Source organism: Paraburkholderia sp. XV, from assembly GCF_020177535.1.
Lineage (GTDB): Bacteria > Pseudomonadota > Gammaproteobacteria > Burkholderiales > Burkholderiaceae > Paraburkholderia > Paraburkholderia caribensis.
The window spans coordinates 40,514-56,633 of the sequence record NZ_JAGUUD010000011.1 but is presented as its reverse complement, the minus strand read 5'-3'; the positions used below and the strand labels follow the sequence as shown (position 1 = coordinate 56,633).

12 protein-coding genes are annotated in these 16,120 nt (G+C 63.9%); 8 read left to right on the top strand and 4 right to left on the bottom strand.

Going from position 1 to position 16,120, the window contains the following annotated elements; genetic code table 11:
• The first annotated feature begins 395 nt into the window (after positions 1-395).
• Together KFO72_RS08790 and KFO72_RS08785 are read left to right on the top strand one after the other, a co-directional pair.
• Positions 396-1,562, top strand: coding sequence for a porin (locus tag KFO72_RS08790; RefSeq protein WP_054934903.1), 1,167 nt, complete (start codon positions 396-398; stop codon positions 1,560-1,562).
• A 199-nt stretch (positions 1,563-1,761) separates the two neighbouring features.
• Positions 1,762-2,514: an NAD-dependent epimerase/dehydratase family protein gene (locus KFO72_RS08785; protein WP_225031899.1), complete on the top strand. Its 753-nt coding sequence runs from the start codon at positions 1,762-1,764 to the stop codon at positions 2,512-2,514.
• 43 nt (positions 2,515-2,557) lie between these two features.
• Here the strand turns inward: KFO72_RS08785 and KFO72_RS08780 are convergent, their stop codons facing one another.
• Positions 2,558-4,072: a PLP-dependent aminotransferase family protein gene (locus KFO72_RS08780; protein ID WP_225031898.1), complete on the bottom strand. Its 1,515-nt coding sequence runs from the start codon at positions 4,070-4,072 to the stop codon at positions 2,558-2,560.
• A 248-nt stretch (positions 4,073-4,320) separates the two neighbouring features.
• On the opposite strand from KFO72_RS08780, the gene KFO72_RS08775 reads away from it, so the two are divergent.
• From KFO72_RS08775 to KFO72_RS08755, 5 genes are all read left to right on the top strand, one after another.
• Positions 4,321-6,222, top strand: a complete 1,902-nt coding sequence (locus KFO72_RS08775; RefSeq protein ID WP_060606537.1) for an AI-2E family transporter — start codon at positions 4,321-4,323, stop codon at positions 6,220-6,222.
• 199 nt (positions 6,223-6,421) lie between these two features.
• Positions 6,422-7,507, top strand: a complete 1,086-nt coding sequence (locus tag KFO72_RS08770; protein ID WP_062916609.1) for an alpha/beta fold hydrolase — start codon at positions 6,422-6,424, stop codon at positions 7,505-7,507.
• A gap of 254 nt (positions 7,508-7,761) precedes the next feature.
• A complete protein-coding gene (locus KFO72_RS08765) occupies positions 7,762-8,730 on the top strand; it encodes a hypothetical protein (protein ID WP_054934908.1) in 969 nt (322 codons plus the stop codon).
• A gap of 163 nt (positions 8,731-8,893) precedes the next feature.
• Positions 8,894-9,529, top strand: coding sequence for a VC0807 family protein (locus KFO72_RS08760; RefSeq protein WP_054934909.1), 636 nt, complete (start codon positions 8,894-8,896; stop codon positions 9,527-9,529).
• On the top strand, positions 9,526-10,722 hold the full coding sequence (locus KFO72_RS08755) for an amidohydrolase family protein (RefSeq protein ID WP_225031897.1): 1,197 nt from the start codon (positions 9,526-9,528) through the stop codon (positions 10,720-10,722). The genes KFO72_RS08760 and KFO72_RS08755 overlap by 4 nt, the downstream gene beginning before the upstream one ends.
• Before the next feature lie 96 nt (positions 10,723-10,818).
• On the opposite strand, the gene KFO72_RS08750 is transcribed toward KFO72_RS08755, so the two are convergent.
• From KFO72_RS08750 to KFO72_RS08740, 3 genes are all read right to left on the bottom strand, one after another.
• On the bottom strand, positions 10,819-12,972 hold the full coding sequence (locus KFO72_RS08750; protein ID WP_225031896.1) for a phosphocholine-specific phospholipase C: 2,154 nt from the start codon (positions 12,970-12,972) through the stop codon (positions 10,819-10,821).
• A gap of 106 nt (positions 12,973-13,078) precedes the next feature.
• Positions 13,079-13,441, bottom strand: coding sequence for a hypothetical protein (locus tag KFO72_RS08745; protein ID WP_225031895.1), 363 nt, complete (start codon positions 13,439-13,441; stop codon positions 13,079-13,081).
• Positions 13,442-13,639: 198 nt separating this feature from the next.
• Positions 13,640-15,133, bottom strand: a complete 1,494-nt coding sequence (locus KFO72_RS08740) for an amino acid racemase (protein WP_225031894.1) — start codon at positions 15,131-15,133, stop codon at positions 13,640-13,642.
• A 387-nt stretch (positions 15,134-15,520) separates the two neighbouring features.
• On the opposite strand from KFO72_RS08740, the gene KFO72_RS08735 reads away from it, so the two are divergent.
• Positions 15,521-15,964, top strand: a complete 444-nt coding sequence (locus tag KFO72_RS08735; protein WP_054934917.1) for a response regulator — start codon at positions 15,521-15,523, stop codon at positions 15,962-15,964.
• Positions 15,965-16,120: the final 156 nt, after the last annotated feature.

The following is a 16,120-nucleotide window of genomic DNA, read 5'->3' as shown; positions in this document are numbered from 1 at the left end:
ACGCGAAAAAAAACGCGGCACGAGGCCGCGTTCAAGCGTGTTGTCCGCTGCGTGCAGACAGGATGAAACGCTGCAAAGTCTAACGCATTGCGCGAAACGATAAAGCCCGCAATAGACAATTATTTATCATTGTTTCTGCAATATTGCCGCACGCACCGTATTGCCGCGAAATATTTGCGGCAATACGCGGTAATTTTCGTTTGGTAAAAACAATCTGCTCGGGCATGCCTGAAGAAAGGCGATCGCGGCAATACTGTTTGTATGAAGCTGCAATAATTGCGCTATTGCGTGTTGTGAATTTCACTAACGCCGCTTTTTGGCTTTTTTACATTTTTTGTGTGCGCCTTTAGTCTCTCGCTCATTCAACGCTTTACCACACGCAGGAGAAGAGAAGAATGAAGCGCACCGCCCTCTCGATGATCTCACTGGCCGCACTGGCCACGGCCACCAGCGCCGCTCACGCACAGACCAGCGTCACGCTGTACGGCACGATCGACACGGGGATCACTTACGTTCACAACGCATCGGGCAATAACAGCCTGTGGTCGCTCGGCAATACCAGCGCAGGCAATCTGTCAGGCACGCGTTGGGGCCTCAAAGGCAGTGAAGATCTGGGCGCAGGCCTGAAGGCGATCTTCCAGCTCGAAAGCGGCTTCGACCCGAGCACGGGCAAGATGGGCCAGGGCAGCCGCCTGTTCGGCCGTCAGGCATTCGTCGGCCTTTCGCAAGATCAATACGGTTCCATTACGCTCGGCCGTCAATACGATCCGCTGATCGACCTCGTGCAAGGCATCACCGCCGACAACTACTTCGGCAGCGCATTCGCCACGGCAGGCGATGTCGACAACTACGACAACAGCTTCCGCGTGAACAATGCAGTGAAGTACACGTCACCCGTTTTCGCGGGACTGCAATTCGAAGCGATGTACTCGCTAGGCGGCGTGGCGGGCAGCACGGGCTCGGAGCAGTCGTATTCGGGCGCAGTCGCCTATAACAACGGCCCGATCGGCCTTGCGGCGGGTTACTACTACACGTCCAACAGCCCGGCATCGGAAGGCATTCGCACCACCTGGAACAGCACCTCCGACGGCACGTTCGACGGTCCCGTCAATCTCGGCTATCAGACGGCGCATTCGATCGGCATTGCACGCGTAGCGGGCCAATATACGGCCGGTTCGTTCACCTTCGGCCTCGGCTACAGCAATGCGCAGTATCGCCGCGACGACAGCTCGGTGTTCGGCACGAACGAACGCTATAACACGGGCCAGGGCTTCGTGAACTATCAGGCCACGCCTGCGATGCTGCTGGGCGTCGGCTACAGCTACACGCATTCGAACGGCGACACGTCGGCGACATATCATCAGGTGTCGCTGGGCGCGGACTACAACCTCTCCAAGCGTACCGACCTCTACATGACGGCCGCGTATCAGCACGCGAGCGGCCAAACCCGTGACGCGAACACCAATACGATCACCGACGCGCAGGCATCGATCGGCTCGTATGGCTATGCGGGCACGAGCCATCAGGAGATGGTGAATCTCGGCATTCGTCACAAGTTCTAAAACGCTTCGCTAATCGTCACCGACGGCGGTTTGGTTCCGGCACGCGGATGTTGCCGGAACGGAGCCGCCGTTTTTCTATTTCCATCGCCTGCCGATAATGGCCTAATCGTTCTTTCGATAATGGATCTTTGTGTGGTCCATTATCCGCCTTACTCTGCGTACAGGGGCGCAAGGGCCCGGAATACACGGAGATCATCGGATGGAAACGAAAGTCTTTCTGGCAGGCGCAGCGGGCGCGATCGGCAGCGCACTGGTGCCGCTGCTGGTCGATGCGGGATACACCGTGTACGGCAGCACGCGGCGCGCCGGGCGCGCATCCCAGATCGAACACGCGGGCGCAACGCCCGTCATCGTCGACGTGTTCGACGCACGCGCGTTGACGCAAGCGCTGCAGCGCATCGAACCCGCCTGCGTGATCCATCAGCTGACCGACCTGCCGCCCGCGCTCGATCCCGCGAGAATGCAACAAGCCGTTGCAGCGAACGCGCGCATCCGCGACGAAGGCACGCGCAACCTGATCGCCGCGGCGCGCGCGGCAGGCAGCAAGCGCTTCGTTGCGCAAAGCATCGCGTGGGCGTATCGCGAAGGCGCGCAACCCTACGACGAGACACAGCCGCTCGATACGGAAGCCCAAGGTAATCGCCTCGTCACCGTGCGCGGCGTCGTATCGCTCGAAACGCAGGTCCTGCGGGCGCCGCTGATCGGCACGGTGTTGCGTTATGGACAACTGTACGGCCCCGGCACGGGCAGCGATGTTGCCAAAGGGGCAAGCCCGGTTCATGTCGAAGCGGCTGCGCACGCCGCCGTGCTCGCGCTGCGGCAGGCGCGAGCGGGCGCGTTCAACATCGCCGAGGACAATCCCGTCGTGTCGACGGAAAAGGCAAAGCGCCAGCTCGGCTGGTCGCCCGACTGGCGGCGCAGCATGGCGAGCGCACTGCGCGAGGCGCAATGAGCCCCGCCCGCCTGTTCACGAGCGCGAGCGAACGCGACGGACATCAGGTCTTGTAGAGCATCTTCTGCAGAACCCGCGCGAGCGTCCGGGCGCCTGCGTCGATCTCGTCCACGCCGACGCCCGCAAAGCCCAGCACCAGGCCGGCGGGCGCCGCGCGCTCGACCGCGTACGACGACAACGGCCGCGTTTCGATGCCCGCTTCGGCGGCCAGACGCGCGGCCAGCGCATCGTCGGCACCCGCGGGCAAGAACGCGGGTGCATCCAGTCCGGCGACAATCGGCGGCAACGCGAGCAGCCCTGTCCAATGGCGGTGCGCCGCGTCGCGCAGCGCTTCGGCGCGCTCGCCGTACAGCTCGCGCATGCGCCGCACGTGACGGCCCGCATGCCCTTGCGCGATGAACGCGTGCAGCGTCGACTGCTGATCGAGCGGCACGTGCCGGCCCGTCAGCGACCATGCGGCGACGAACGGGTCGACGAGGCGCTCCGGCAACACCGCATACGCAATGCGCAGCGCGGGAAACAGCAGCTTGCTGAACGTGCCGCAATAGATCACATGGCCCGCACTGTCGAGACTCTTCAGCGCGGCAAGCGGTCTTCCTTCGAAGCGGTACTCGCTGTCATAGTCGTCCTCGATCACCAGCGCGCCGCGCGCGTGCGCCCAGTCGAGTAACGCGAGCCGCCGTTCAAGCGACAGCGCGGGACCGAGCGGCGCCTGCCGCCCGGCCGTCACGTACGCGAGCCGCGCATCGGGCGCGAGCGCGCGGCCCGCCGCCACGTCGATGCCGCTGGTATCGACGGGCACGGCGGCAATGCGCGCGCCTGCCGCTTCGAGCACGAGGCGCGCGCCCTGATAGCCGGGGTCCTCCATCCACGCGGCGTCGCCGGGGTCGAGCCACAGACGCGCGGCCAGATCGATCACCTGCTGCGCGCTGCCGACGATCGCCACGTGATCCGCCGTGCACGCGATGCCGCGCGCCATGCGCACATGCTCCGCGATCGCTTCGCGCAACGGACGGTAGCCTTGCGCTTCGCCGTCGGCGAGCATCGAGCGGTTCGACAGACGCGAGCGGCGCGCCGCGACGCGCGCCCACAATGCGAACGGAAAGCACTGCAAATCGGGCTGGCTCGGACGAAATGCGCGGGTCGGAAACGAGCGGCCTTCCAGGGCGAACGCGCTGCGCGCCAGCAGGCGGCCACGCGCGGACAAAGCGATGCCTGCGTTGCCGCCCGTGTCCGCCTTCTTGCGTGCACGCCGTGCCGTATCGGATACGGGTGCGGACTCGAAGCGCGCGTCCGGCAATTCGCTTGCAACAAAACTGCCGCGCCCGACCGCGCCCGCCAGATAGCCTTCCGCCGCGAGTTGCGCGAACACGCCCAGCACTGTGCCGCGCGATACGCCGTGACGCGCGGCTAAATCGCGCGTGGCGGGCAGGCGCGCGCCCGGGCCGAGCCGCCCTTGAAGAATCGCCGCGCGCAGTTCGCCGTAGAGCCAGCGCTGTAGCGGCATCCCGTCGGGCCGTGCATTCAATGCCAGGTCGATTTCCGTTGCGCGCCGCATGCCGTTTCCCTGTAATTGGATCAATGCCCGAAGCGATAAGCAAAACCACGACCAGGCCAATTTGAAGATTATGCCCGCCGCGCCGCCTCGCCGCCTTCATGCAAATGCGCGCGATGCAGTTGATACACTGAACTGAACCCGGCTGGAGGTGGCCAGAACTGACATGGGCCGCTCGTCCTGCGCCCGGGTCTGCGTCTTGCTTACAATAGCTGCCCTCGTATCGATCCCACGGTCAACCGGCACACGCCATGAAAGTTCCGCTCACCCCGCACCGCCCATCGACCAACCGCGTGTATCCGCCGGGATCGCCGGGGCTGCACGGCCTCGCGTCGGTGATTACCTTCGTCGTCGTGGTCAGCGGCTTGTACTTTGCGCGCGAGGTGCTGATTCCGATCACGCTCGCCGTGCTGCTGAGTTTCCTGCTCGCGCCGCTCGTCAGCCTGTTGCGGCGTCTTCATTTCGGCCAGCTGCCGTCGATCTTCGTCGCGGTGCTCCTTGCCGTCATCACCCTGCTCGCCGTCAGCACGCTGATCGGCGCGCAGATCGCGCAGCTTGCGGGCTCGCTGCCGCAATATCAGGCGGCCATCGAGCGCAAGGTCGAGACCGTGCAGGAGAAAACGGTGGGACGCGCCGATGCGCTGCTGTCGCGCGCCGCGACTGCGCTGGCGCGCGTCGCGCCCGATCGCGCCGCAGTGCCCCACGAAGCGGGCCGCTCGCAGAAGCCGACCGTCGCGGCACCGCTGCCCGTCGAAGTGCACGAACCCATCCCCTCGCCACTGCAACTCGCGCAGCGGGTGTTCTCGCCCGTTGTCGGGCCGCTCGAAACGATGTTCATCGTGCTGGTCGTGACGATCTTCATCCTGCTGCAGCGCGAAGACCTGCGCGACAGGCTGATACGCCTGTTCGGCGCGCGCGACCTGCACCGCACGACCACCGCGATCAACGACGCGGCGAGCCGCCTGTCGCGCTACTTCGTCGCGCAGCTCGGCGTGAACCTCGGCGCGGGCGCGACGATCGCGATCGGCCTCGCGATCATCGGCGTGCCGGGGGCGCTGCTGTTCGGCGTGCTGACGGCACTGCTGCGCTTCGTGCCGTATATCGGCACGTGGATCGCGGCACTGCTGGCCGTGATACTCGCGGCCGCGATCCAGCCGCAATGGACGATGGCCGTGTGGACGATCGTGCTGTTCGTGAGCATCGACGTCGTCGCGGGCCAGGTGGTCGAGCCGCTGCTGTATGGACATAGCTCTGGCCTGTCGCCGCTCGCCGTGGTCGTCGCGGCGATTTTCTGGAGCTGGCTGTGGGGGCCGATCGGCCTCGTGCTGTCGACGCCGCTCACGCTGTGCCTCGTCACGCTGGGCCGTTACGCGGAGCGCCTGAAGTTCCTGACCGTGCTGCTCGGCGATCAGCCCGCGCTCACGCCTGCGCAGAACTTCTATCAACGGCTGCTCGCCGACGATCCACACGAAGCCATCGTGCAGGCCGACCGGTTCCTCAAGGAAATGTCGCTTACCCGGTATTACGACGACGTCGCGCGCGAAGGCTTGCGGCTCGCGCGCAACGACACGCTGCGCGGCGTATTCGCGCCCGAGCAACTGGCGCGCATGAACGAAACCTTGCTCGATATCATCGAGAACCTCGAGCAATTCGACGGCATGCCCGAAGAGAAGCCCGATCCGAATGCGCCCGATGCGCCGCCTGCCGTGCTGCCGGAAGACGCCGCGCAGTTGCGCCTCGTGTGCGTCGCGGGCCGCGGCGCCTTCGACGAAGTGACGACGGCGATCGCCGTGCAATTGCTGGCGCGCCGCGGCTTCGCGCCCGTCACGGCGAACTACGCGCAGTTCCGCCGTGGTCATACGGATACGCACGGTATCGACGGCGCGGCCATCGTCTGCGTGGTCACGCTCGACGCCCCCGAAGCACCGCCCTATCTGCGCAATCTGCTGCGGCGCATCCGCGAGCGCGCGCCCGGCGCGCAACTGATCGTCGGGATCGGCGGGCAATCGGAACGGGTGGACGAAGTCGGCGCATTGAGCGACACGCAAAACGCCAACGGCTTCAGCGATCTCGTCAATCAGTGCGTGCAGGCAGCAGCGAACGCGGTGTCCACGCCACTCGTCGAAAAGGCGCCGCGTAGCGTCGGCGCCTGAAATGCGCGCGAATGCCCGCTGTTGGGTTGCACGCGAGTACACCATGCACTTCATACGTTCGACGGACCTGCGCAACTGACGCGTCGTTTGTCCGCACCTTCGTGCGGCAAAGCACTCACGCGGTGATAAGCTGAATGAAAGCGCGCGTCATGCGGCCCGCAAGCTGACGCGCGCTTCTTTCATCGCCGCCGGGAGGCTCATGTCCGCGACCGCCCCGAAGTGCAGGCAGCAAATCCGGCTGTGCACGGCGCACGACGGCGCCCGCATCGCCTACGCGACCTGCGGCAGCGGGCCGCCCATCGTCAAGGCAGCAAACTGGCTGAGCCATCTGGAGTTCGATCTCGCGAGCCCGGTATGGAGTCACATGATCGCCGAGATGTGCCGCGACCATACGCTGATCCGCTACGATCAGCGCGGCTGCGGCCTGTCCGATCACGACGTCGCCGATATTTCATTCGACGCCTGGAAGCAGGATCTGATCGCCGTCATCGATGCGAGCGGTGTCGACCGCTTTGCGCTGCTCGGCATTTCGCAGGGGGCGTCGATTGCCGTCAGCTATGCCGTCGCATTTCCGGAGCGCGTCTCGCATCTGATCCTGCACGGCGGCTACGCGCGCGGCCGGCTGGTCCGCTCGCGCACCGAGCAGGCGCGCGATGAAGCCGAAACGCTCGCGAAGCTCGCCGAGATCGGCTGGGGCCAGCACAACCCCGCCTTCCGCCAGTTCTTCACGACGCAGTTCATTCCGGGCGGCACGCCCGACCAGCACCGCTGGTTCAACGAGCTGGAACGCATTTCGACCACGCCTCGGAACGCAGCGCGCATCATGCGTGTCTTCAACTGCATCGACGTGGTCGATCTGCTGCCGCATGTGCAATGTCCGACGCTCGTGCTGCACGCCGTGCGCGACGCACGCGTGCCGTTCGAGGAAAGCCGCCTGCTGGCGAGCCTGATTCCCAATGCGCGCTTCGTGCCGCTCGAAAGCGAGAATCATCTGACGCTCGAATGCGAGGACGCATGGCAGCGCTGGCGCGACGAAGTACGCGCCTTCCTGCCGCCCGCGAGCCACGCCAACCCCGTGTTCTCTTCGCTCACGCGGCGCGAGCGCGAGATCGTCGAACTGATCGCGGGCGGCCGCGACAACGCGCAGATCGCCGCGCGGCTCGGTCTATCGGAGAAGACCGTGCGCAATCACATCACGAGCATCTTCGCGAAGCTCGAAGTGGAAAGCCGCGCGCAGGCCATCGTGATGGCGCGCAAGGCGGGCTTCGACGCGCCCGCCGCCTGATTGTCTGCTCGACGCGTTGCATCACGGGGCGCCTGTCCCGGCTTGTCCCGGATTTTCCGGCTTTGTTGCAGTGCTCACCGCGAGCACCGGGACTCGCGTCTCATTTCTGATCCGATGCCGATCCGCACAATGCGTATCAGCGTTTCGCTACGGCATGCAACACACCACGGCGCAGCGCTTTGAGTCGGCGCCGTCTCTCTTCGTTCTTCTTTCGGCGCCACCCCACTGCAATCCCGCCGAACTGGAGTTCTCAGATGCAAGCTGTAGAGTATCAACTGCCTTCCCATCGCTACGCCAAATGCGTCGAAGTGTCCAAGCGAATCCGCTGGGATATCGACAACGACGTGATCCGCGGGCGTACGTTCGATATCAATCAGAAGTTTCTGCCCGATGGGCTGTCACAGGTGTATCGCCTGCCGTTTCTGAACGACGCAGAACGCCGCTTCTATTCGCAGGTTCAAGGCCGCACGTACGCGAACATGTTCAAGCTCGTCGAACGCTTCATCGGCGCGAAGATGCTCGAACTCGGACGCGACCATGCACTCGGCGACCAGATCGCACTCGAAGCCGTCGTGCGTCTGACCGACGAAGAACTGAAGCACCAGGAGCTGTTCCGCCGCATCGAGTTGCTCGCGGGCGCGGACATGCCGGCAGGCTATCGCTTCCTGCCCGACGCCGACGACATCGCCATGTTCGTGCTGGGCAAATCGACGTGGGGGATTCTCGCGCTGACGTGTTTCATCGAGATCTTCTCGCAGGTGCATTATCGTCAGAGCATCGAAGCGGACGACACGCTCTCGCCGCTATTTAAAGACGTGTTTATGTACCACTGGAAGGAAGAATCGCAGCACGCGATCATCGACGAACTCGAATGGATGCGCGAGGACGCGAAGCTCGACAAGCCCGCGCGCGATGCTGCCGTCGACGATCTGATCGCGCTGGTGGCGGGCGTGGACGGCGTGGTGCAGATGCAGGCGAAGGAAGATGCCGCGTACTTCTGCCAGCATATGGAGCGTACGCTGCAGCACGCCGAGGTCGCGGAGGTGCAGGCGGCGATGCTCGACGCGTATCGCTGGCAGTACATTGTTTCCGGTGTCGAAGAGCCGCGCTTTCGCTCGCTGCTCACGAGCGTGATCGACGAGGAGCAAGGCCAACGCATTTTCGCGGCGCTGGCGCCGATCATGAAACCGACGCTTGATCGACCGACGTTGCCGCTTGTCTGAGCGGGCATCGGTTGCAATACGCGTGACACGCAAACGGCGGGCGCCTCAGGGTGCCCGCCGTTTTTCATGTGTTGTCGCCGCGAGCGCCAGACGGATTTTCCCACCCTCGCCGATATGCGACACTACGCACGCAAACCTAGGGCACCGCTAGCGCAGAGGACGTATGAAGGTTCCATACCGATACCTGTCCGCAATGGTCGTCAATCTCGCGCTGCCGTGGCTCGCGTACCGGCTGGCGCTGCCGCATTGGGGCACGACGGGTGCGCTCGCCGCATCGGCTGCGCCGTTGATTGCGTGGATCGCATGGGACCTGTACCACTCGCGGCATTTCGATGCATTGAGCGCCATCGTGCTAGCCGGCATCCTGCCGCTGCTGGCATGGGCGCTGATCGACCGCGGCGAGCACCGGCGCGCGCTCGAAGACCCGATGGTCGCGGCCGTCATCGGCGTCACGTTTCTGCTGTCGCTGCTGCTGCGCAAGCCGTTGGTTTACTATCTCGCGCGTTCGACGGCGTCGCGTGAGTCGCGCGAAGGTGTCGAAGCGTTCGAGCGCCACTATCGCGAGCGTCCCGCGCTCGTCGCACAGATCCGCCGGATGACGCTGGTATGGGGCATCGGTCTGACGGCCGAGAACGCCGCGCGTTACTGGGTCGTGACGAACCTGAGCGACGCCCAGCTGGCGTTGCAAATTTCAACGGCGCTGCGCTGGAGCGTCTATGGCTCGCTCACGCTATGGACCCTCTGGACGCGACGCCGCCTCAAACGCATTGACGCTGAGAGAAAAATGGAGTCTGCATGAAAGAGCCGCTGTTGATCGTCGATGCACGCTTGCCCGATGGCACGCGCGTCGACGTGTCGATCGCCGATGGCCGCATCGAGGCGATCGGCCCTGATTTAAAGGTCGAAAACGATGTCGCGCGCGAACATGGCCATGGCGCGCTGTTGTTGCCCGGCTTCGTCGAAGGCCACACGCATCTCGACAAGACGATGTGGGGCATGCGCTGGTATCGCAACGAAGTGGGTCCGAAGCTCACCGATCGCATCGAAAACGAGCGCCGCTTTCGCGCGCAAAGCGGACACGACGCGGCCGCTGCATCGCTCGCATTGGCCCGTGCCTTCCTGCAGGCGGGCACGACCCGCCTGCGCACCCACGTCGATATCGATACCGACGCCGGCCTGAAGCACCTCGAAGGCGTGCTGAAGACGCGCGACGCACTGCGCGACGTGCTCGACATGCAGACGGTTGCATTTCCGCAATCGGGCATGCTCAAACGTCAGGGCACCGTCACATTGCTCGACAAGGCGCTGCGCGGCGGCGCCGACGTGCTCGGCGCGCTGGACCCGGCCCTGATCGACGGCGACCCCGTCGCGTCGCTGAACGCGACTTTCGATCTCGCCACACGTCATCAGAAGCCCATCGACATCCATCTGCACGAACCCGCCGAAATCGGCGCCTTCACGCTAAAGCTGCTGCTTGATCGCGTCGAGGCGCTCGGCATGCAGGGCCGCGTCGTGATCAGCCACGCGTTCTGCCTCGGCGCACTCGCGCCGCGCGAGCGCGATCCGCTGCTCGAGCGGCTCGCCTTGCTGGACGTCGCGCTGCTCACGACGGCGCCCGCTTCCGTGCCCGTGCCGCCGCTCGCCGCCTGCATCGAGAAAGGCGTCACGCTCTTCGGCGGCAACGACGGCATCCGCGACACGTGGAACCCGTTCGGCTCGCCCGACATGCTGGAGCGCGCGATGCTGATCGGCATGCGCTACGACTTGCGCCGCGACGATGCGCTCGCCATCGCGTTCGATTGCGTGAGCCACACTGCTGCGCGCGGCTGCGGGTTCGCCGACTACGGGCTGCACGCGGGCGCGCGCGCGGACCTCGTGCTCGTCGATGCAGAAACGCTCGCGCATGCCGTTGCGGCACGTCCCGTGCGCAAGCTGGTCGTGGCGAATGGGCGGATCGTTTCGCGCGACGGCGTGCTGGCCGAAGGCGTGTGAACGCCCTTCCTGATAAACAGACAAACAAAAAGCCCCGGCATCTGAATCATGCCGGGGCCAGGTTTGCGCTGTTCTATACGTTACCGCTCACGCCGCTTACGACGCCACCATGACGGGCACGACAGCCGCCGGATCGCTGATGCTCGTCTTGCCCGTTTCGACGTGACCCGCAAGGCGGCGCTGGAACGACGCGTCATCGTTGTCGCTCACCGTCAGGTCGTACCAGTGATGGCTCGCCGACAGCACCCAGACCTCTTCGATCGACCCGTTCGGCGGCACGATCACCGGACGCGGATGCGCGCCATACGCGTTATCGACCACCGACAACCGCGCGATGCTGTCGCCGTGATTCGTGAACTTCAGATACACGTTGCCGTTGCCCACATCGTAATGCGTCTTCACTTCCGGCAACGCTGGCTTGCGCTTATGGCCGAATCCGCCCTGCGCACTGGCCTGGTTCGACTGCGGCTGCGCGTTGCCCGCAAAGCGGCGCACGAACCCGTTCGGACCGTACACGGTGAACGCATACACGCCGTTCGTCGACGACAGGTTGAACACGTCCTTCAGCGTCTTGCCCGCTTCCACCGTATAGCGCCACGGACTATCCGTGCGGTTGGTCGAATACACATAGAAGTGCGCACCCTGGTCGCCCGTATTGCCGATTTCGATGGTCAGCGAGTTGGCCTTCTCGTCGACCTTGCCGTTCACGTGCAACTCGTACGGCAAGGCACGCGCGAAGCGAATGCCCGGTTCCTGCGGATCGATTGCACCCGGCACGGCAGGCACGGTCGGCGCGGGCTGCGTCGCGCACTGGTTGTCGGCCATGCTCTTGTAGTTGCTCGTGTCCGGCAGCGGCGGCATTTTCGCGTCCGGCGTGCGGAAATCGAATGCCGTCGTGAGGTCGCCGCACACCGCGCGGCGCCATGCCGTGATGTTCGGCTCATGCACGCCGAAGCGCGTTTCGATGAAGCGGATCACCGACGTGTGATCGAACACCTGCGAGCACACGAAGCCGCCCTTCGTCCACGGCGAGACAATCGTCATCGGCACGCGCGGCCCAAGACCGTACGGCAGGTTGTCGGCCGTATAGCTGCCGCCGCGGCCCGGATTGACAACGTCGTGAATCTCGCCGTCCGCCGTCACCGTCGAAAGCCCTTGCGCGCGCGACGTCGCCACTTGCGGCGGCACGACGTGATCGAAGAAGCCGTCGTTCTCGTCATACATGATGAAGAGCACGGTCTTGCTCCACACCTCCGGGTTCGACGTCAGCGCGTCGAGAATCTGCGACGTGTACTCCGCGCCGTACGCGGGCGTGTACTTCGGGTGCTCGGAATACGCGGCGGGCGGGCACAGCCACGACACTTGCGGCAGGCGGTTGGCCTGCACGTCGGCCTTCAGGTCGTCGATCGTGCGTACCGTCTGCGCGCGCTGGAACAGCGACGAGCCCGGCTGCGCGTTGATGAAGTTCTCGAAGTTCTGCAGGATGTTCGTGCCGTAGTTGCCGTTCAGCGGGTCCGAGCCGTCCGTGCCCTGCTGATAGATCTGCCACGAGATGCCGGCCGCTTCCAGACGCTCCGGATAGGTCGTCCACGACAGCAGTTGATACTTCGGCGGCACGTCGCCATCCACGAAATCGTTGTTGTCGAGCAGCGGGCCGCCCTTCGTGCCCGTCGGGTCGACTGTGCCCGTCATCAGGTACGAGCGGTTCGGGTGCGTCGGTCCCGGCAGCGAACAGAAGTACGCGTCGCAGATCGTGAACGCATCGGCCAGCGCATAGTGGAACGGAATGTCCGAGCGCAGGTGATAGCCCATCGTCATGTCCGTCTTGTTGGCGGGCCACTGGTCGTAGCGGCCGCCGTCGATCGCGCCGTGCGTCTTGTACCACGAGTGATCCAGATCGCCGACACATTGCGCGCTGGTGGTCTGCGTGTTCAGGTGGAACGGCAGCACGGGCCGGGTCGGATCTGCCTTCGACGGCTGATACCAGACGGGTTTGCCGTTGGGCAGCGGAATCGGGAAGCGGTCGTTGTAGCCGCGCACACCACGCATGTGCCCGAAATAATGATCGAACGAACGGTTCTCCTGCATGAACACGACAATGTGCTCGACGTCACGGATCGAGCCGGTGCGCGAATTGGCCGGGACGGCAAGCGCGTTGCGGATCGATTCCGGCAGCATCGTCACGGCGGCAGCGGCGCCCGCGGACGTTGCGGCGGTCTTTAGAAAACGGCGACGGCTATTGGATGTCATGATGTTATTGCCTTCTTCTCGGGGGATGGGAATTAACAAGGGAATAACCACGCGTATTCACGCGCGTTTCTTTTTCTCTTTGATTCTGTATTGCGTGAACGTCGATTCAATGGCTCTCTTCGCCCGGCGCGTAGCGAAGAACAGGCGTGACCTGCTGGTTGTCGGCGGCGAGGCTTGCCTGCGCGCTGAGAATGGCGGCGCTGTCCTGCGCGTCGCTTCGCGTGTTGCCGCTGGCGTTCATGCCGCTCGCTTGCGGCGTATTGAACGCGTTGGCGGGATTGCCCGTCGTGGAAGACGGCGGCGTTAATGCAGGCAGCGACGCGGAAGGCGCAGCGGGACTGGCTTGCGATGCCGTGGGCGTCGCGTTGCTGACCGTGGCGGCGTCGTCTGCCCCGCACGCCGCGAGCGCGAACGATGCAAGCGCAACGATTGCGCTCACGCGCAAGGAAGAGAGATGAAGTCCGTTCATTCGAGCGTCCAGGTTCCAGCGAAATCGACGGATGACGGCTTGCATGGGAGGGCGGGCCGTCGCTGGAAACGCAGTCTGAAGTCGAATGAAGAAGTTATTGTGAAACGTTTGACAAGGGAACGAAATACCTTGAAATATTATTTATCGGAAAGCTATCAGAAAGCGAAAAGAAACACGAAAGTCATCGTGTCAATTCCTTTAAATCAGTTCGGCATTAAATGCCGCATTGCTTTCGTTCCGATTCGCATGAACGGCATATTCGACCGGCGACGCTTCATGTCTTGCGCTTGCCGGCGTGGCGAGCGGTGTACCTCGCGCAAACTCGACACAGCATCTCGCGAGCACGTCCGTCGGATCGACGAGATGCGCGCTGCGGCCTTTGCGCGTCACCGTCGCCGCTTGCGGAAAAAGCAGCGGCAACTCGGTGCAGGCAAGCAGAATGACTTCGACCTGTTGCGACAACAGACTGTCGACGGCCGCGACGATGTCGTCGGCGCATTCGCCCGCCGTGAAGCCTGCCTTCACGCCCCGCGTGCCGTAGATCGCGTTCATCACGCGCGCCTGCATGGCCAGCGGCGGCAGCACCTGGGTCATGCCGCGCGCTTCGAGCGCCGTGCGATAGACGCCGCTTGCGATCGTGCCGTCCGTGGCGAGCAGGCCGATACGATCGACGGCGGGAAACGTCGCGCGCAGATAGTCGGCCGTCACGTTCATCATGTTGATGATGGGCACGCGCAAGCGGGCTTCGATCGGCTCGATGAACGCATGCGCGGTGTTGCACGGAATCGCAATCAGATCGGCGCCGCCGTCTTCGAGCTTCTTGCATGTCGCGTAGAGCGCGAGCGTCGGGTCCGCGCCGTCGCCCGTCAGATGATCGGTGCGGTCGGGAATCTGCGGGTTCTGCTCGACCATCACCTTGATGTGGTCGTGATCGCGCGCGGCGGGTGTATTGCGCACCACCTTGTGCATGAAGTCGACCGTCGCGGCGGGCCCTACGCCGCCCACCACGCCAAGCCTGATCTGGCGCGCCGGCCTGCGCTGTTCCGCGAACAGCAGATGTTGCGCGTACACCGAATAGCTGTCGACGACCGGCACGCCGAGAGCGCCGAGCCGCTGCAGCGACAACGCGCTATCGGTGCTGCCCGGCAGCAGCACATCGACGCCCTGCCCGATCAGCGTTTCGCATGCTTCGCGCAACCCGTCCGCGCCCTTCAAGGGAACGCTCACAACCTCGACACGGGCGCGCGCGCCATACCGTTCGAACAGACGTCGCTCGCACAGCACCGGCGAGCTCAGCACGCCGACGCGGCGCGCAAGCGGATAGCGTTGGCGAATATGCGCAAACAGCGCTGCGATCATATCGACGATTGCGAGCGTGGTGTTCTGCTGCAATTCGTCGATAAACACATGGCTTTCGAAGCACGGCAGCGCAACCGCGGGCAAGCCGCGCTGTTCGAAATCTCGTATCGCGTCGAATACGCCCAACTTGTGTTGCGCTGAACCCGCGACATAAGAAATTGACGCGCGGCGCTCGATATCCGATATGCGTTCGACAGCAATATCGAGTGGCTGAAACGTACGCGCATTGGCATTGGCGTCATGCATTTTGCGCAACACCTCCACGGTTGCCAGACGCGCCGCGCCGCCGACCATGCCGAGCGCACGCCGTCCCATCCCAGACGATGTATTCATAGTCCCTCGCTTCGCTGTCTTATTGAAAGCGCGCATTGCGGCGCCCGCCGTGTTCAGGCCACTGGCGCCTTACATCGAATCCCGTATCGCGGCGCCGATCAGAATATAAATCCGAATCGGCATTTATGTCGCATGAATAAGACGGGAAGTCTCCGTATAAACAACAGGCTTGGCTAATTCGCCTTTTTAACCGTCGCCAATTGCGTCTGGTTAACCCCTACATGCGCCGAAATTGTCAATTAACGGCAATTCATTCCATTCCGGATGGCAACCCTGTGCTCGCTTTCCCGGCTCGTTTCGGGTCCACCCCTTGCTGAATTCGCAGACTCAGGGACGCTAAAAGACAACGCAGCGAGACGACACAGCGGCGAACGGAGATCCGCGTATATGGAAACGAACAATCCGCACGACACCGACGACGAGTTGCAATGGCGCGCGATCGGCGCGCACATGGCCGACAACCGGCGCGTGCTGGTCGTCGACGATTACGCCGATGCCGCCGACGCCCTGCAACTGCTGCTGTACGCCAACGGCTTCGAATGCCGTGCGATGCACGGTGCCGAGGACGTCTGCGAACTCGCGTCCCAGTGGCAGCCATTTGCCGTCGTGCTCGACATTGCGATGCCCGGCGTCGACGGGCTGGAGCTTGCGCGCCGCCTACGCGCTTCGGAATCGACTTCGCATATGTTGCTGATTGCCTGTACGGGCTACGCGTCGCAACTTGATCGCGAGCGGGCGCGAGACGCCGGCTTCGACGCGCATTGCGCCAAGCCGCTGACGCCGCAACGTCTGCTCGAACTGTTGAAGCGGGCCACCTCTGACGACGCGTGACGTGTGTGTAATTCATACAGGCATGTCTGCGCCGCGACGCCGTATCCATACCGCCAGGGACTAGTCACGCGCCTTCACGCATCATGGGCGGTGACATGAAAGGGGCAGGCACGCGAACTGCTGTCGCATTGTCAGCCCTCGCCGCACAGTGGTTTA

Bases quoted from the DNA above. Each gene is read 5' to 3' on its own strand.
- KFO72_RS08760 (WP_054934909.1), top strand. From the start codon at position 8,894: ATGAAGGTTCCATACCGATACCTGTCCGCAATGGTCGTCAATCTCGCG.
- KFO72_RS08745 (WP_225031895.1), bottom strand. From the start codon at position 13,441: ATGAACGGACTTCATCTCTCTTCCTTGCGCGTGAGCGCAATCGTTGCG.
- KFO72_RS08740 (WP_225031894.1), bottom strand. From the start codon at position 15,133: ATGAATACATCGTCTGGGATGGGACGGCGTGCGCTCGGCATGGTCGGC.
- KFO72_RS08755 (WP_225031897.1), top strand. From the start codon at position 9,526: ATGAAAGAGCCGCTGTTGATCGTCGATGCACGCTTGCCCGATGGCACG.
- KFO72_RS08780 (WP_225031898.1), bottom strand. From the start codon at position 4,072: ATGCGGCGCGCAACGGAAATCGACCTGGCATTGAATGCACGGCCCGAC.
- KFO72_RS08750 (WP_225031896.1), bottom strand. From the start codon at position 12,972: ATGACATCCAATAGCCGTCGCCGTTTTCTAAAGACCGCCGCAACGTCC.
- KFO72_RS08765 (WP_054934908.1), top strand. From the start codon at position 7,762: ATGCAAGCTGTAGAGTATCAACTGCCTTCCCATCGCTACGCCAAATGC.
- KFO72_RS08735 (WP_054934917.1), top strand. From the start codon at position 15,521: ATGGAAACGAACAATCCGCACGACACCGACGACGAGTTGCAATGGCGC.
- KFO72_RS08775 (WP_060606537.1), top strand. From the start codon at position 4,321: ATGAAAGTTCCGCTCACCCCGCACCGCCCATCGACCAACCGCGTGTAT.
- KFO72_RS08785 (WP_225031899.1), top strand. From the start codon at position 1,762: ATGGAAACGAAAGTCTTTCTGGCAGGCGCAGCGGGCGCGATCGGCAGC.
- KFO72_RS08790 (WP_054934903.1), top strand. From the start codon at position 396: ATGAAGCGCACCGCCCTCTCGATGATCTCACTGGCCGCACTGGCCACG.
- KFO72_RS08770 (WP_062916609.1), top strand. From the start codon at position 6,422: ATGTCCGCGACCGCCCCGAAGTGCAGGCAGCAAATCCGGCTGTGCACG.